The 16,473-nt window shown below is 68.8% G+C and carries 11 protein-coding genes; 6 read left to right on the plus strand and 5 right to left on the minus strand.

Features of this window, described 5'->3' with window-relative positions:
- Positions 1–40: 40 nt before the first annotated feature.
- Together H5393_RS08715 and H5393_RS08720 are read right to left on the minus strand one after the other, a co-directional pair.
- On the minus strand, positions 41–694 hold the full coding sequence (locus H5393_RS08715) for a response regulator transcription factor (RefSeq protein WP_182766309.1): 654 nt from the start codon (positions 692–694) through the stop codon (positions 41–43).
- A complete protein-coding gene (locus tag H5393_RS08720) occupies positions 691–1,839 on the minus strand; it encodes a sensor histidine kinase (RefSeq protein ID WP_182766310.1) in 1,149 nt (382 codons plus the stop codon). The genes H5393_RS08715 and H5393_RS08720 overlap by 4 nt, the downstream gene beginning before the upstream one ends.
- Before the next feature lie 175 nt (positions 1,840–2,014).
- Between H5393_RS08720 and H5393_RS08725 the strand changes: the two genes are divergently transcribed.
- Positions 2,015–2,734, plus strand: a complete 720-nt coding sequence (locus tag H5393_RS08725) for a hypothetical protein (protein WP_182766311.1) — start codon at positions 2,015–2,017, stop codon at positions 2,732–2,734.
- Here the strand turns inward: H5393_RS08725 and thrC are convergent.
- Both thrC and mptB read right to left on the minus strand, forming a co-directional pair.
- Entirely contained in the window at positions 2,630–4,057 is a 1,428-nt protein-coding gene (gene thrC, locus H5393_RS08730) for a threonine synthase (protein ID WP_182766312.1), read from the minus strand. The two genes, H5393_RS08725 and thrC, sit on opposite strands and share 105 nt — an antisense overlap.
- A gap of 10 nt (positions 4,058–4,067) precedes the next feature.
- Entirely contained in the window at positions 4,068–5,432 is a 1,365-nt protein-coding gene (gene mptB / locus H5393_RS08735; RefSeq protein WP_182766313.1) for a polyprenol phosphomannose-dependent alpha 1,6 mannosyltransferase MptB, read from the minus strand.
- A 70-nt stretch (positions 5,433–5,502) separates the two neighbouring features.
- Here mptB and H5393_RS08740 point away from each other — a divergent pair, with 70 nt between their 5' ends.
- The 4 genes from H5393_RS08740 to H5393_RS08755 are packed head-to-tail and all read left to right on the plus strand — an operon-like array spanning position 5,503 to position 9,559.
- Complete coding sequence (locus H5393_RS08740) at positions 5,503–6,846, plus strand: NAD(P)/FAD-dependent oxidoreductase (protein WP_182766314.1); 1,344 nt, start codon at positions 5,503–5,505, stop codon at positions 6,844–6,846.
- A gap of 8 nt (positions 6,847–6,854) precedes the next feature.
- The gene (locus H5393_RS08745; RefSeq protein WP_182766315.1) at positions 6,855–7,382 is read left to right on the plus strand and encodes a DoxX family protein; all 528 of its coding nucleotides are present in this window, start codon (positions 6,855–6,857) and stop codon (positions 7,380–7,382) included.
- Between the two features lie 33 nt (positions 7,383–7,415).
- Positions 7,416–8,141 carry a response regulator transcription factor gene (locus tag H5393_RS08750; RefSeq protein WP_304650650.1) on the plus strand — a complete coding sequence of 242 codons (726 nt, stop codon included), beginning with the start codon at positions 7,416–7,418 and terminating at the stop codon, positions 8,139–8,141.
- Positions 8,138–9,559: a cell wall metabolism sensor histidine kinase WalK gene (locus H5393_RS08755; protein WP_182766316.1), complete on the plus strand. Its 1,422-nt coding sequence runs from the start codon at positions 8,138–8,140 to the stop codon at positions 9,557–9,559. Before H5393_RS08750 ends, H5393_RS08755 begins: the two co-directional genes overlap by 4 nt.
- Positions 9,560–10,206: 647 nt before the next feature.
- On the opposite strand, the gene H5393_RS08760 is transcribed toward H5393_RS08755, so the two are convergent.
- Positions 10,207–15,600 (minus strand): endo-alpha-N-acetylgalactosaminidase family protein, encoded by a 5,394-nt coding sequence (locus tag H5393_RS08760; protein WP_220488271.1) that lies wholly within the window; start codon positions 15,598–15,600, stop codon positions 10,207–10,209.
- 162 nt (positions 15,601–15,762) lie between these two features.
- Here H5393_RS08760 and deoC point away from each other — a divergent pair, with 162 nt between their 5' ends.
- A complete protein-coding gene (gene deoC, locus H5393_RS08765; protein WP_182766318.1) occupies positions 15,763–16,473 on the plus strand; it encodes a deoxyribose-phosphate aldolase in 711 nt (236 codons plus the stop codon).

The following is a 16,473-nucleotide window of genomic DNA, read 5'->3' on the forward strand; positions in this document are numbered from 1 at the left end:
TACAGCTATGAAGGCGTGCCGCGGTTGTGGCGGGCGTTGCTCAGGAGCCGGGCTGGACGAGCCCGGACTCGTAGGCCAGGACGGCGACTTGGACGCGGTCGCGGAGGTCGAGCTTGCCCAGGATCCGGGAGACATACGTCTTCACCGTCGTCTCGCTGAGGTACAGCCGGGCGCCGATCTCCGCGTTGGACAGCCCTCGGGCCACCAGCCGGACGACGTCCAGCTCGCGCTCGCTCAACGTGCCCAACCCCTCGGGCGTGACGCCCGGCGCGGGACGGCGCGTGAACTGTTCCAACAGGCGACCGATCAGGGCCGGCGCCAACATCGACTCGCCTCTGGCCACCACGCGGACCGCGTGCACCAGGTCGTCGGGCGCGACGTCCTTCAGCAGGAACCCCGAGGCGCCCGCGCGCACCGCCGACCACACGTACTCGTCGAGATCGAACGTGGTCAGCACCAGGATCTTCGGGTGCGGCCCCGGCCCGGCGAGGATCCGCTGCGTGGCGGCGACACCGTCGAGCCTGGGCATCCGGATGTCCATCAGCACGACGTCGGGGCGCTCCCGGCGGGTCAGTTCGACGGCGACCTCACCGTCGGCCGCCTCCCCCACCACCGTCAGCCCCGCACGCTCGAGGATCAGCCTGAACCCGGCTCGCACCAGTTCCTGGTCGTCCACGATCAGCACCCTGGTCATTGACCCTCCAGCGGCAGGACGGCCTCGACGGCGAACCCGTCGTCGTCGTGGACCGTCAGTGTGCCGCCGAATAGGGAGACCCGCTCGCGGATCCCGACCAGGCCGTGACCGGGGGCGGCGCCTCCCGGCAGGGCCGGGCCGGCGTCGCTGACTCTGATGCGCAGGTCGTCGCCGAAATGGATGCCCACGTCCGCCGAGGTCGCCGCCGAGTGTCGACGCACGTTGCTCAGCGCCTCCTGCACGATCCGGTAGGCCGCCAGATCCAGCCCTCCGCCGAGCGGCACCTGCCGGCCGGTCCGGGTGACGCGGACCTCGAGCCCCGCGTCACGGACCGCGGCCACGAGCTCGGGCAGCGCCTCCAGCCCCGGCAGGGGCGTCAGCGCCGCCACCGGCTCTGGCACGCGGAGCATCTGGATCATGCGCCGCATCTCCGACATGGCGCCCGTGCCGCTGGTGCGGATGGCGCCCAGCGCGCGCCGCACGAACTCCGGGTTCTCGTCGACCACCTGTTCCGCTGCCCCCGCCTGCACCACCATGACGCCGACGGCGTGCGTGACGATGTCGTGCAGCTCCCGGGCGATCCTCGCGCGCTCCTCCGCAACGGCGGCCGCCGAACGTTCCCGGCTCGCCGCCTCGGCCTGCTCAGCGGCCACCGCAGCAGCCACCGCCTTCTCCTCAGAGGCGCGCAGCCCGCGGCCGACGAGATAGGCCAGCGCCACCGTGGCCCAATGGAAGAGGAGTTCCCCCGGGCTACGGAGATCCGGCAGCGCCAAGTCCGCCAGCGCCAGATAGGCCGCGATCAACACCGCGGCGAGCCACCTCAGGGCGCCAGGGGCGTGGCGCGCCATCGAGTAGGCCAGCACATAGGTGGGCACCAACTGGCCGAGGAACAGCACCTGTAACTGACCGCCGGTGAGCAAGCCCAGCACCGGCCAGACGAGGAGCGCGGCCACCGCCACCCACGGCCGCGCTCTCCGTTGCGACAGCAGCGCGGCGACCGCGACGATGCCGACGGAACTGACTGCGGGCGAGCCGGCCCCGAAGACGGACTCCATCGGCAGCCACACCTCGAACAGTCCCAGCGCGGCGAGCAGCGCCGAGACCACCAGGTCCTGCGCCTGCGGGCTGAATCGAGGCCGTGCCATGCGCACAGCCTAAGCAGCCCACCGTCGTCCCATGCCATTCCAGGGAAGACCGCTGGGTCTCCGGAAGTGGACTTCGCGGGACACAACCGACCACGTGGGGCTGATGACCGGCCAACCGCCAGCTTCGTAGCGTCGGCGGCAACCGGCACCGGTCGGTCCCAACCAAGGAGCAGCCATGCACATCACCTCACCCACATTGCGCTGGACCACCGCGGTCACGCTCGTCCTCGCGGCGCTCACCACGTGCGCCTCCCTGCCCTTCGGCCCCAACTTCTCGGGGCCACCCGCCACGTGGCTGGCAGAGATCGCCGTGACCCCAGCCGCTGGCTGGTCCTTCCACCTGTTCACCATGTCGCAGTTGTTCCTGGCCGCGGGCGTCGTCGGCATCGCGGCCCAGACCTGGCAGCGCGCACCGAGGCTGACCTTTGTGGCCACCGCCCTCATCGCCCTGAGCGCGTTCGCCCACGGCGTTGGCGGGGGCGTCCAGGCCGTGCTTCTCACCTTCGCCCCCCACACAGAGCTGCACGACGAGGTGGGGCCGGCCATTGAAGCCATGTACAGCAGTCCCCACCTGGCGCCCTACCTGGCGTTCGGCGTGCTGGGCCTGGTGCTCGGCATGATCCTGTTCGGCGTCATGCTGCTGCGCGCCCGTTTCGGGCCGCGCTGGCTGGGCGTGGCGCCCATCCTCTTCGTGGTGGCCGAATTCGGGCTCAGCTCGTTGAGCGAGTGGGCCTTCTACGCCGCCGGACTACTGTTCGGGGTCACCCTGGTGGGGCTGGCCGTAGTGACGCTACGCGGAACGCTCGATGATGGCGCGCACGACGACGGCATCGTTCGGGGCGCTGACGACGCGGCGGGGCAAGTCCTCGATCCCCTCGAAGCGCGCCGGGCGTGACGGCACCACGCCGATGGCCTCGATGATGGTCTCGGCGAACTTCACCGGCAGCGCCGTCTCCAGCACGATGACCGGGCCGTCGACGGAGAGGCTGCCGGCGACCTGCACGGCGTCGGCCGTGTGCGGGTCGATGACCACGCCGTCGGCCCTGAAGACGCGGCGGATCTGGTCCAGCCGGTTCTGGTGCGTGGACGTCCCCGCCACGAACCCGAACCGCTCGACCTGGCCGCGGAACTCCGGGGTGTCGCTCAGGTCGAAGGAGCCGTGGGAGCCCAGTTCGTCGACGAACAACTCCCGCACGCGCGCGGCGTCGCGGCCCAGCAGGTCGAAGACGAAGCGCTCGAAGTTCGAGGCCTTCGAGATGTCCATCGACGGCGAGCTCGTGGCGTGCGTCTCGGCACCGGCCCGCACGCGGTAGACGCCGGTGCGGAAGAACTCCTCCAGCACGTTGTTCTCGTTGGTGGCCAGGATGAGCCGGTGGATGGGCAGGCCCATCTCGCGGGCGATGTGGCCGGCGGCGATGTTGCCGAAGTTGCCCGACGGCACGGCGAAGCTGACCGGCCCCGTGAGCTTCCCGGGGAGCTGCAGCCACGCGGCGAAGTAGTAGACGACCTGGGCCAGTAGGCGCGCCCAGTTGATGGAGTTCACGGCCCCGATCTTGTGCCGGGCCTTGAAGTCGGCGTCCGCGTTGATGGCCTTGACGATGTCCTGGCAGTCGTCGAACACGCCGTCGACGGCGACGTTGACGATGTCCGGGTCGTCGATGGAGAACATCTGCGCCTGCTGGAACGGCGTCATCCGGCCCTGCGGCGACAGCATGAACACCTTCACGCCCCGCTTGCCGCGGAGCGCGTACATGGCCGAGGACCCGGTGTCGCCGCTGGTGGCGCCCAGGATGGTGATCCTCTCTCCGCGGCGCTCCAGCTCGTAGGCGAACAGCTCGCCCAGCAGCTGCATCGCCATGTCCTTGAAGGCGGCGGACGGGCCGTTGCTCAGGTGCGCCAACCACAGCCCGTCGCTCAGCTGCGTCAGCGGCACCACGGCGGGGTCGAGGAACTTCGACGGCGCGTAGGCCCGCTCCACAATGCCGCGCAGGTCTTCGGCCGGGATGTCGTCGATGAACAGCGCGACGATCTCGAAAGCGAGCGCCGCGTAGCCCTGGTCTGCCAGCAGCGTGCGCCAGGCATCGAGTTGGGCGACGGAGACCTGCGGGTAGCTGTCCGGCAGGTACAGCCCGCCGTCGGCGGAGAGACCCTCGAGCAGGATGTCGCTGAACCGCTTGCCGGGCGCGCCCGAGGCATCGCGGGTGGAGACGTAGAGCATGGGGTGGAGTCTAGTGTGCGGGCCGCTGGGCGATGGCCGGGATTCCGCGGCGCCACCACCACCACAGCGGCACCCCCACCACGAACATGGCGACATAGGGTGCCATCGCATCCTGCAGCGCGGGCAGCAGCGCGAACGCGGCCACCACCACCAGCCAGACGCGGTCCGTCAGCGGGGACCGCGGGCAGAAGACATACAGCGGCAGCAGCCACGTGAGGTACCAGGGTTGCAGCGCGGGCGCGCACACCATGAAGGCCACCAGCACGGCTACGGCGAAGAGCCACGGCCGGTCCCCCGTCGCCCGCCCCTTCGGGCCCCACTTCACCCACAGGAGCACCACGGCCACCGCGATCAGCAGGGTGGAGAGCAGGTTGATGGCGCCGTCGGAGACCCCCTCCGGGAAGATCTCGTGGTAGCGGAAGAAGGACGCCACCCACGAAAGCGGGGCGTTGCTGGTGGCGCCGATGGGCTGGCCGGCCGTCGGGTTGCGCCAGCCGAGGCCCCAGTGGAGCGAGGTGGCCAGGAACGTCAGCACCGTCACCGCTCCCGGCACGACCGCCACCCATGTGAGACCCCACCAGGAGGACCGGGCGGGCCGACGGAGGCTCCAGGCGACGGCCACCACGCCGAGGCCGTACAGGGCGGCGGACTGCTTGATGCCCATCGCGACGCCCAGCAGCAGGCCGGCGACGACGAGCCCGCGCCAGCCGCGCCAGCCCTGGTCGGTGACCGCCAGGAATGCGGCCACGCCGAGCGCCACCATCAGGGCGTCGTTGTGGGCGCCGCCGATCCACTGCACGAGGATCACGGGGTTGAGCAGCCCCGCCCACAGCGCCAGGCCCGGGTCGACGCCGAAGCGCCGCGCCAGCCGCGGCAGCACCCACGCGAGGATCGCCAGCGCGAGCACGCTCTGGATCCGCATGGCCATCGGGGTGGCGAGGATGTCGCCGGCGGTCAGCCGGGAGACGAGGCCGAACAGGTCGAGTTGCAAGGAGGGGTAGACCGACGTGGTGGTGTGCCAGTGGGTCCCCACGAGCAGGCCCGGCTGCCCCGCATCGCCGATGGCCGTCTCGTACGGGTTGATGCCGCGGGCTACCTGCCAACCGGTGGCCGCGTACGCGTAGGCATCACGGGAGTGGAGCGGCAGCGACACCAGCATGGGCAGCGACCACAGGGCCGCCGTCGTCAGCGGGCGGTGCCAGCGGGGGCCCAACTGCCACCAGGCGAGCAGCAGCACGCAATGGCCGGTGAAGGAGACGATCACGCGCCACCAGGAGGCGGGGCCCTCGAGCAGCCCGGGGGCGTCGACGAACGCGGCACCGACGATGACGAGCACCGCCGAGAACCCGATCGTCACCCACAGCCAGTTACGCACCGCGCCAGACTAGTGGAATCGATCTGTGGGATATTTTCGCCACGACTATGTTGCGGATTACTCTGGGCACATGCATCGTGTCGTCATCATCGGATCCGGCTTCGGCGGGCTGTTCGCGGCCAAGGCCCTGAAGCACGCGGACGTGGACATCACCCTCATCGCCAAGACCAACACGCATCTCTTCCAGCCGTTGCTCTACCAGGTGGCGACCGGTGTCCTCAGCGAGGGTGAGATCGCACCCCCCACCCGTGAGATCCTGCGCCGGCAGAAGAACGTGCAGGTGCTGCTGGGCCTCGTCGAGGACATCGACCTGACCGCCCGCACCGTCAAGTGGCGCTTCCACAACCAGCACCACGAGACGCCCTACGACACCCTGATCGTGGCCGCCGGCGCCGGCCAGAGCTACTTCGGCAACGACCACTTCCGCACGTTCGCGCCAGGCATGAAGACGATCGACGACGCGCTGGAGCTGCGGGCCCGCATCCTGAAGTCGTTCGAGGTGGCCGAGTTCACCGTCGATCCCGACGAGCGGCGCCGGCTCCTGACGTTCGCCGTGGTGGGCGCCGGCCCCACGGGCGTCGAGATGGCCGGCCAGATCCGCGAGCTGGCGGATTCCACGCTGCGCAACGAGTTCCGCTCCTTCGATCCCTCCGACGCCCGCGTCGTGTTGCTCGACGGCGCCGACCAGGTGCTCCCGCCGTTCGGGCCGCGCCTGGGCCGCAACGCGCAGGAGACGCTGGAGAAGCAGGGCGTGGAGGTGCAGCTGGGCGCCATCGTCACCGACCTGGACGACGACGGCCTGACCTTCCGCCGCAAGGACGGCAGCACCGAACGCATCGAGGCAGGCTGCAAGGTGTGGGCCGCCGGCGTGCAGGGCAGCGAGCTGGGCGCGACCCTCACCGAGCAGTCCGACGCGGAGCTGGACCGCTCAGGCCGCGTCGTCGTCGACGAGAACCTGAACCTCCCCGGGCACCCCGAGGTGTTCGTCATCGGCGACATGGCCTCGATGCCGGGAGTGCCGGGTGTCGCCCAGGGCGCCATCCAGGGCGCGAAGCACGCGGCGAAGACGATCCGGGCCCGCGTCGAGAACTCCTCTGAGCCCGGTGCGTTCACATACCGCGACAAGGGGTCCATGGCCACCATCTCCAAGTTCGCCGCCGTCACGCAGATCGGCAAGATCCAGCTGACCGGTTTCATCGCGTGGCTCGCGTGGCTGTTCCTGCACCTCCTCTACATCGCCGGGTTCAAGCAGCGCATCACCACGCTGCTGAGCTGGTTCATCACGTTCGTGACGAACGGCCGCTCACAGCGGGTGGTCACCAACCAGCAAATGGTGGCGCGCCTCGCGTTGGAGCGTCTCGGCGCCGGTTCTTCTGGCAAGCTGATCCACGGCGAGGAGCTGACCGAGGACTAGGAGCTGCGATGGACGCCTTCCTGAAGGTGGTGCGTGACCTCGCGCTGCTCGTGGCCAGGATCGTGCTGGGCGTGACGCTGATGGCGCACGGCTGGTACCGCTGGAACATCACGGGCCTCGAGGACCAGACCAACATCCTGGAAGGTGTGGGTCTGCCCAGTGCGGAGGGTCTCGTCATCGCGACGATCGCCTTCGAACTCATCGGGGGTGCCCTCCTCATCTTCGGCCTGGCCACCCCACTCATCGGCCTGGGCATGATCGTCCAGAACGGCGCGGTCATGCTCACGACGCGGCTCGACGCCGGCTTCTACCAGCACGACCGCGGCTGGGAGTACAACGCCGTCCTGGCCACCTTCGGCCTGATCTTCCTGGCCTTCGGCTCCGGCCGCGCCGGCCTCGACTACCTGTTCTTGCGCCCCCGCGACGACGCTGCCGAGCGCCTGATCGAACCGGACCCCCGGGACCGCCCGACGGCCTACCCTGTTCCGGACGAACCGCCGGCGGGCTCTCACAGGTACCCCACAGAAACTCCATAGCATTCACCCACCCGGCGGTGAGAGAGTGGACCCATGGCCCATGCTGACACCCTGACCCGCCCGGACGGCACGCCCATCCGCGTGCTCACCGTCGACGACGAACCCAGCCTCATCGAGTTGCTGTCGATGGCCATGCGGTACGAGGGGTGGGACGTCTACACGGCGACCTCCGGCACGGAGGCCGTCAAGGTGGCGCGCGAGGCGCAGCCCGACGCCCTGGTGCTCGACATGATGCTGCCGGACTTCGACGGGCTGGAGGTGATGCGCCGCATCCGCACCGAGGACCCGGACGTGCCGGTGATCTTCCTCACCGCGAAGGACGGCGTCACGGACCGCATCGCCGGGCTCACCGCCGGCGGCGACGACTACGTCACCAAGCCGTTCTCGCTCGAAGAGGTCATCGCGCGGCTGCGCGGGCTCCTGCGCCGCTCCGGTGCCACGTCGATCCGCCCCGAGACCCAGATCGTCGTCGGCGACCTGATCCTCGACGAGGACTCCCACGAGGTGACCCGCGCCGGCGAACACATCAACCTCACCGCCACCGAGTTCGAGTTGCTGCGCTTCCTGATGCGCAACCCCAAGCGGGTGCTGTCGAAGGCGCAGATCCTGGACAGGGTGTGGAACTACGATTTCGGCGGCCAGGCCAACGTGGTGGAGCTGTACATCTCCTACCTGCGCAAGAAGATCGACGCGAACCGCGACCCCATGATCCACACCATGCGCGGCGCGGGCTACGTGCTGCGGCCGGCGGCCGGATGAGCCCTCAGCGACGCGGCTCCCTCGCCGCCCAGATCCAGCCCCGCGTCGTCATCACCGTCGCGGTGCTGGCGCTCGTGGTGAGCATGGTCACCGTCTTCGCGGCCGCCACCATCCTCTACCGCCAACTCGACACCGAACTGGACGGAGCGCAGGTGCGGCAGGGTCGCGGGCCGGGCTGGAGCAGCGGTGACCGGGTGCCGGGCATCGAGACCCCCGGCATGAGGGTGGGCACCGTCATCGCCTTAGAACTGCCCGACGGCAGCGCCGTGGGCAGCGTCATCGAGGACGGCGAGGTCGACTCCGTGACCACCGCGGCGATGATCCGGCTCGTCGAACTGCCCGCCGACGGCGAGAAGCGCTCTGTGATGCTGCCCGGGATGGGCAAGTACCGCGTCGAGGCGCGCCAGACGCGGCTGGGCAAGGTGTCGGTGGGGCTGCCCACCGGCGACATCGACCGCTCGCTGCTGTGGCTGACGCTGTTCGCGGCGGGCATCTCGTTGTCGGCTGTCGCCGTCACCGCCCTGGTCACCCGCGAGGTGCTGGGCCGCGCCACCCGGCCGCTGACCGCGCTCACGAACACGGCAGACCAGGTGAGCCACCTGCAGCTGGAACGGGGCCGCGTCGAGGTGCCGAGGGTCTCGGTGGGGGCGCTGCCGGAGAACAACGAGGTCACCCGCCTGGCAACCGCCTTCAACGACATGCTGGACCGGATCGAGAGCGCGCTGGCCGCCCGCGAGGCGTCCGAGGTGAAGCTGCGCCGGTTCGTCGCCGACGCGTCGCACGAGCTGCGCAACCCCCTGGCCGCGATCCGGGGCTACAGCGAACTGGCGGAGCGCGCACCCGAGGGCGAGAAGTCCTTCGCGCTGCAGCGCATCGATTCGGAATCCCGACGCATGACCAAGCTGGTCAACGACCTGCTGCTGCTGGCCCGGCTCGATGCCGACACCCAGGTGGAGGCCAGGCCCGTGGACGCCGTCGAGGTGGTGGTCAACGCCGTCAGCGACGCGCAGGCGGCGAGCCGCGACCACCAGTGGCAGCTGATGCTGCCCGAGCCGGAAGTCATGGTGCTGGCCGACGCGGACCAACTGCACCAGGTGATGATCAACCTGCTGAGCAACGCCCGGGCCCACACGCCGCCCGGCACCGTCGTGCGCACGTGCGTGCGGCGGCATGGGGACCGCGCGGTGATCGAGGTCGCCGACAACGGGCCGGGCATCCCGCCCCACATCCTCCCCCGCGTGTTCGAGCGGTTCACGAAGGCCGACGACGCGCGCACCCACTCCACCGTGCCGTCCACGGGGCTGGGGCTGGCGATCGTGCGTGCCATCGCCGAGGGCTTCGGCGGGTCGGCGATGGTGTCGAGCAGGCCTGGCCGGACGGCGTTCACCGTGACGCTGCCGCTGGCCCCCGTCGACTGACCGACGGGCGACTCCAGCCCGCCACTTCGACGACCCCGTGGTGAACGACGCCCGTGCGCAGGCGGGGCCAGTGACGCATCCTTCGGTGGGCTGGGGTCTCCCGTTGGACGTCGAGGCGCTGGATGCTTCCGCTGGGCTAGGCAGCAATGCCGGAGCTGGGCACGGGCCAGGCGCCAGGGCGGACTTCAGGTTCCGGGCCAGTGCTGGAAGTGGCGCCGTCCTCGGGCACAAACCCAGCATTGAACACTTCCGCCCCGCTTCAGTGCTGGAAGTGACGCCGTCCTCGGGCACAAACCCACCAGTGAAGCGAGCTCAAGCCGCCGGACGACGCTGGGTACCGCCCACCTGACGCGTTGGATGCCTTCGCCCACGGTGACCACCAGCGGCCGAGAGTCGATACTAACGGGAAGAACCCCGGGCTTCCAAGCGTGTTTGGAGCGAAGCTCAGGCAGCCGGACGACGCTGGGCACCACCCACCTGACGCGTGGGCTGCCCTCGCCCACGGTGAGCACCAGCGGCCGAGAGCCGACGCGCTGACGCAAAGAACCCCCGGGCTTCCAAGCACGTTTGCTTGGAGCCCGGGGTTCCGTTTCAGCTACTCGGCTGACCGCCTGAGCCGCGCGCGGAACGCCCGGCCCAGGTCAGAATCAGCCTCGCTTCTCGGGTCCTCCGAACATCACGATGTTGTTGAAGACCCACTCGTTGCTCTGCGAGAAGGTGTAGCCACCCGCAGGCTTCGCCGTGGCCGCGTACACCGTCGTCATCGTGTAGGAGCGGCACGCGCCCCTACCGGTGGCGGCGGTGTCGCATTCGGTCTTCCACTGCCGACGGGCCGAAGTGAACTCCCCGGCCTGACCCAGCGGGTTGCCCTTCCAGGCCTGACGGGTCATGTACGGCAGGTACGTCAGGTTGTTGAACGCCCACCCCGACTCGCGGACGAACTTACCGTCCTCGACCTTGACCACGGTGGCCCAGATCTCGGTGCGGCACCGCTCCGTCTGCGAGTACGCCTCACAGGTGGTGAACCACTGACGGCCGTTGAAGTCGTGCCTACCCGGCAGGGTGTAGGGCACCGTCGGCACGAACTTGTCCGAGGCCGGCGTGGTCGTCGGCTTGCCCGAAGGCGTGACCGACGGCTTCACCGACGGCTTCACAGACGGGGTCACCGAGGGCTTCACCGACGGCGACACCGACGGGCTCGGCGACACCGTGGGAGCTGCCTTCTTCGCCACCACGAGGGTGAACGTCGAGTCCGTCTCGTTGCCCTTGGCGTCGGTGACCGTCACCGTGACGCTGAACGTGCCGTCCGCCGTCGGGGTGCCGGAGATGACGCCGGTGCCGGCGTTGATGGTCACACCGGCCGGCAGGCCGGTGGCGGCGTAGGTCAGCGGGGTCGACACGTCGGTCGCCGTCACGGCGATGCTCAGCGCCTTGCCCACCTGGGCATCGGCCGGAGCGGTGATGGTGTCCACCACCGGGCCGGTGACGTCCTCGACCGTGTTGCACGTGACGCGGGCTTCTGCCCAGTCGGCGTGGTCGTTGCCGTTGCCGTCGGCCGTGGTCTCAGCCTTGAGTGTCAGCTCCTGCACGCCGGTGATGTCGAGGTCCTTGATCTCGACGACGGCGCTGTCGTGGCGGAGGGTTTCCGACCGGAACAGTTCCTCGCCATCACCGATCACCACGAACTGCACAGTGCCGCGCCCGGTCTGCACATCGTCGATGCCGATGAAGGAGCTGAACGCCTGGCACTCACCCTCGAGGTTGAAGGTGACGCTCGCCGGAGCGTGCATGCCGATGCCCTTCGGGTAGGTGACGCCGTCGATCTTCAACGGACCGCCGTCGCCGCCGCCCTGTTCGCCGTTGGACAGATCCCATTCCACGGGACCCCAACCGTTGGTGGGGGTTCCGACGATGCGCTCACGCATGTCGGAGAGGTAGACCTGGCCGCCGGGGAGCGGCGGGATGACAGTGACGTTCGCGGAGCGTTCGACGATGGCCGTCTCCTGCCCCTGAGTCATCGATCCACGGAACTGCAGGACGGCGTCCTCGACACCCTCCGGCAACAGCACCTTCCACACCTGGGTAGAGGTTGCGCCCTCTGCCAGCTCGGTCGCACCGGCGGTGGTCACGGTCGTGGTCCATCCCTCCGGAGCCGTCAACTCGTGCTTCACGTCGGTACCTGCACCGAGAACCGACACCACACGGGTGGTGACGGTGAGCTCGCGACCCGCCTGAGCGGTTCCGGTGACCGACATGGAGCCTTCGATGCAGGCACCCGACTCAGCCTCGCCGAGATGCTCGACGCGCAGGTCGTCGATCGTCATGTTGTGCTGGGTGTTGGCCCCGGCCAGCTTGTCGATTGCAACGAACGCGTTGGCACCGCATGCGGTGTCGAGCTCGGCCGAGTACGTGGTGGTGTCACGCTGCTCACCCAGGACGTCCGAAACGGCGTTGACGGTGCGCACACCGGTGGCGGTCACCACGTCGCTTCCGATGCGGACGCGGTACTGGTCGGCATAGGTGGTCTGGTAGTCGAACGAGACGCGGTAACGCTGCCCTGCCTCGAACGCGATCGCGCCGGGAGCGGTCTTGAGGATCTCGCCGGAGTTCTCGTTGTTGGCCATCAGCGACCAGTCGCCACGCAGCACGTTGTCGTTGAGCTTGCCGCCCTCGACCACGTTGTTGGTGCTGTCGACGCCCCACCAACCCTTCTGCGAGTACGGAGCGTGCAGACGGGCGAGCTGGGTGCGTGCGTCGCCACCGCGGTTGGTGGCGCCGGTCACGAACGGGTAGTAGCCCGTGTCGATGTTCTCGAAGTCCTCGAAGAACACCGTGTCAGGGAGCTCCGAGCTGTCCGGGTCAACCGGTGCCAGGAACTCCACCACGCGCAGGTCGTCGATCAGGATGCGGGCATCCCCGTCGCCGGCCTTGAACGCCAGGGTGACGTCACCACCGGGGGTGGTGAAGGTGACCCGATGGCGCTGGTGGTAGAAGTCACGCTTCTGGTCCGACGCGGTGGAGTTGCGCACCGTGGAGGCCGCGATGGTGTTGACGACCTTGCCGCCGTCCGTCTCGGCGTAACCCGCCGCGGTGACTCCGGTACCGGAGGCTTCAATCGTGAGATCGCGGGTCTTGCCCGGCTCGATCTCCACCGAGGCCCACGCGGAGTAGGTGCCCGCGGGGAGGTTCAGGGCCTGCGAGAGCGAAGCTTCGCCAGCGCCGATCTGGGCCTCGTAGTTGCGACGCGCGTTGCGCTCGACGGTGACGTTGCCGGTCGTCTCATAGGCCTCGAGGGTGCCGGAGAAGAAGCCCGGATCCTCGATGTTGCTGCCCTCGCCCCAGTTGGGGTCCTGGACCTGCGGGACGGTGGTCGTCGGGTAGAGCACGTAAGCGGTGTTGGCCTCTGCGGTCAGCGAGATCTTGCCGTCGACCACGGGGACGTCGGCGAGCGGCTCACGACCCGTGTCGGTCAGTTTGAACAGCTTCAGCGACGTCTGGCCCGCGAACGCGTCGGTCAGGGTCCACTCTGTGGTGCCGCCGCCGATCTTGTAGTGGTACAGACGGTTCTCGCCGCCGTTCTGCCAGGGCAGCAGGTAGCCGCCGTCTGCGAAGACGGTGGCCCCGTCGAACGTGATCTCACGGTTCGTCGGGACCGTGCTGCCGGGGATCGACGTGAGCGGCGAGGTGGCCACGGTGCCGTTGGTGAACGCGATGCGGTTGGTCTCCCACTTCAGGATCGGCGACTGCTGGAGGAACTTGGCGGGCAGGTTGCGCTCCCACACGTTGCGGAGGAATGCGTTGTGGTTGTTGCCGCCGCTCCAACCCTCGAATTCGACGACGTTGCTGTTCGACAGGATCGGGTGCGGGTTCCAGGTGTCACGCTCGTGGTTGAACGTGAAGCGCATCAAGGTGGAGTTGAGGCCCTTGTTCTCCGCGCCACCGTAGTTCTCGTCCTGGGACCAGTGCGACCACAGGGTCTGGTTCGGGAAGCGGTCCGACCACTCGGACGAGAGCTCCCAGCCCATGTCCGCGAGCTCGGAGGCGAAGCGCTCCATCTCCCAGCCGTAGGGGTAGTAGACGTCGACGTAGAGCCACGTGAGGTTGGCCGGCTTCTCGTCGTAGAAGTCCTGGAAGCGGTCCAGCACCGCACCGGTGGCGAGGTCCTTGGGGCCGTCGATGTAGTACGACTGGTTCATCCAGCCCCAGGCCTTCTTCGGCGGCATCTGCAGGAGGTCCTCCGAGAACGAGTAGGCCTCGGAGTAGCTCTCGGTGGCGTTGACGTGCACGCCGAACTTGGCGTTGTAGTCGGCGCCGGTCTCGGTCAGCGTCTCGAGGTCCTCGAAGCCGCCGGCCCGCTGGTTGTAGTGCCCGGCATAGTCGGGGTGGGCAGCGTCATGACCCTCGGACTGGTAACCCTTCAGCAGCACGCGCTGGCCGAGGTTGTCGGTCTCGAGCGAGATGCGCTTGGTGTCGTCGAGCGTGCGGAGGAACGGGTGCGTCGCCTGCGAAACGATGTTGAAGGGGATCCGCGCGACGACCTCGTTCTTGACGTTGTCGGCGCCCAGCGGCGACTCGACGATCTCGCGATGAGCGATCGCGCCGTCCTGCCAGTCGATCACGGAGTCGGCGTTGCGGTCGCGCGTCAGCTTGACGGTGACGTACGGGTCCGCGTCGCGGCCGATCACGCCCTCGTGTTGCTCGACGGGCTCGCCGAGCCAGGTCCACGTGCCCGACCAGAGCGCGCCGAGCTTGACGCCGCCCACCGTGGTGATCTGGCGCTGCAGACGGTTGTTACCGACTGCAACACGGCCCGAGGTGGACGCCGGGCCGCGGTTGTCCTCGGTGGCGTTCGAGTCGAGGGTGGCGGCGAGGTTGGAGTCGTTGGCGATGGCCATCCAGGAGCCCTGGATCGCGCCGGCGGAGGTGGTGGCCAGTGGCTCGAACCTGTCACCCGAGACGTTGCGGTTGACGCCGATCAGGCCGGCGGTCAACTGCGCGTCATTGCCGGTGACGGTGACGAGGTTGTGGTTGGGGATCCGCACCCGGTTGACGTCCCCGTCGGGGTCGACGATGTCGGTGAGCGTGAATCGCAGGGCCTCGTCGGCGACCTCGATGCGGGCGGTCATCGACACGCCGGTCAGGTTCGGGAAGGTGAGCGCGTAGCTCGCCGAGCGGCCGTCGGCGGCGCGCACCGGATCTGCCACTGTGACGGGCTGCTCAACCTCGTTGACGAGGATGGTGGTCAGCGCGGCGCCGATGCGGCCGGCCAGCTGGTCATCCCCGAGCCGGTAGTCGACCACCTGCGGGAAGTCGGGGTGGAGACGCACCTTGAGGTCGCCGTCGGCGAGCTCGATGGTGCCCTCGGGGATCACGATCTCGGTGACCGGCGGGACGGTGGGTTCGGTGGGTGTGGGGCTCACGGTCGGGCCATCACCGGTGGCGGTGTCAGCGTTGAATTCTGCGAGCGAGCCGACCTTCTCCACGCGGGAGATCTCTTCACCAGAGGTGTGGCCACCCCACGTCGAGAGGTAGACGACCTTGACGCAGGTGGCGTCCACCGGCGGGAAGGTGATCTCGCGCTCGATCTTGTTGTTGACGACCAGGCCATCGAAGCTGCCCTCGGCGCGCTTGACGAAGTCGGTGGTGTCAGTGGTGCACGCGCTGGCGGAGGTCCACAGTTCGTACTCGTTCACGCGTCCGGAGCCGTTCGACGACTGACGCGGAGTCAGGCGCACCCGGCCGAGCTGCACCGGGGTGTCCGCGACCTTCACCGTGAGGTGGTGCGGCGGCTGGACTGTGGTGCCCGACCACTGCGTGTGCCAGTACGTCTCCGGGTTGCCGTCGAGCACCAGCGCCGCGGCGCCGTTGGTACCTTCCCCGGTGGTTTCAACCGAGTTGACGTCAACCACCGTCATCTCGCTCTGCGGAATTGCTGTGTACTCATACGCTGCTGTCGCTGCCTGCGGGAAAACCAACCCGCCGAACGCCAACGCGCCGGCGGCAATACCTGCCACCACGTGTCGTGTTGTCACTGTGGACATCCGAGTCCCTTCTCATCGGTGGGCTCTTCGACGGGCCCACACCTCCCGGCGACCATAACTGTCACTCCTTGTCGCGGTCACATGGAGACGACAAGCGCTCGTTCGAAGTGCGCAACACCCGCCCAAATGGACAGCTACGATGCAAGAAACGAAAGGACCGCAATGCAGATCACCCGCTCGGCACTCGCCCAGATGATTGACCACACGTTGCTGAAGACGGATGCCACGCGCGCCCAGGTGGCCGCCCTGGTGGCCGAGGCACGCGAGCTGGGCACCTACTCGGTGTGCGTCTCCCCGTCGATGCTGCCGATCGACGTAGAACTGGGCGAGGTGCTGGTCGCCACGGTGTGTGGCTTCCCGTCCGGCAACCACACCCCGGCGGCGAAGGCGGCGGAAGCCGCCGAGTCGGCCCGCCTCGGCGCCCACGAGGTGGACATGGTGATCAACATCGGCCTCCTCAAAGAGGGCCGCGCGGACCTCGTCGAGGCCGAGATCCGCGCCGTGCGTGAGGCGGCGCCGGATGTGCTGCTGAAGGTCATCATCGAGTCGGCCGCCCTGACCGACGACGAGATCGTCGCCGCCTGCCGGGCGGCGGAGGCTGCCGGGGCGGATTACGTGAAGACGTCCACCGGCTTCCACCCCAGCGGCGGCGCGTCGGTGCACGCGGTGACGCTGATGGCGCAGACCGTCGGCGACCGCCTGGGAGTGAAGGCCAGCGGCGGGATCCGCGACTACGCCACCGCCAATGCGATGGTTGAGGCGGGGGCCACACGCCTCGGCCTGAGCGGCAGCGCCTCTGTGCTCGCCGGCGCTGAAGGCGTTGAATCGGGCGAGGTGCCGGAGGCCGCCGTCGACTCCGGCGACGACTACTGA

This window comes from Tessaracoccus sp. MC1756 (assembly GCF_014164735.1).
In the GTDB taxonomy this organism is placed as follows: domain Bacteria; phylum Actinomycetota; class Actinomycetes; order Propionibacteriales; family Propionibacteriaceae; genus Arachnia.

Excerpts from the sequence above, each read along its gene's own strand:
- H5393_RS08720 (WP_182766310.1), bottom strand. The coding sequence starts at position 1,839 with ATGGCACGGCCTCGATTCAGCCCGCAGGCGCAGGACCTGGTGGTCTCG.
- H5393_RS08755 (WP_182766316.1), top strand. The coding sequence starts at position 8,138 with ATGAGCCCTCAGCGACGCGGCTCCCTCGCCGCCCAGATCCAGCCCCGC.
- H5393_RS08760 (WP_220488271.1), bottom strand. The coding sequence starts at position 15,600 with ATGTCCACAGTGACAACACGACACGTGGTGGCAGGTATTGCCGCCGGC.
- H5393_RS08750 (WP_304650650.1), top strand. The coding sequence starts at position 7,416 with ATGGCCCATGCTGACACCCTGACCCGCCCGGACGGCACGCCCATCCGC.
- H5393_RS08745 (WP_182766315.1), top strand. The coding sequence starts at position 6,855 with ATGGACGCCTTCCTGAAGGTGGTGCGTGACCTCGCGCTGCTCGTGGCC.
- H5393_RS08725 (WP_182766311.1), top strand. The coding sequence starts at position 2,015 with ATGCACATCACCTCACCCACATTGCGCTGGACCACCGCGGTCACGCTC.
- H5393_RS08715 (WP_182766309.1), bottom strand. The coding sequence starts at position 694 with ATGACCAGGGTGCTGATCGTGGACGACCAGGAACTGGTGCGAGCCGGG.
- thrC (WP_182766312.1), bottom strand. The coding sequence starts at position 4,057 with ATGCTCTACGTCTCCACCCGCGATGCCTCGGGCGCGCCCGGCAAGCGG.
- H5393_RS08740 (WP_182766314.1), top strand. The coding sequence starts at position 5,503 with ATGCATCGTGTCGTCATCATCGGATCCGGCTTCGGCGGGCTGTTCGCG.
- deoC (WP_182766318.1), top strand. The coding sequence starts at position 15,763 with ATGCAGATCACCCGCTCGGCACTCGCCCAGATGATTGACCACACGTTG.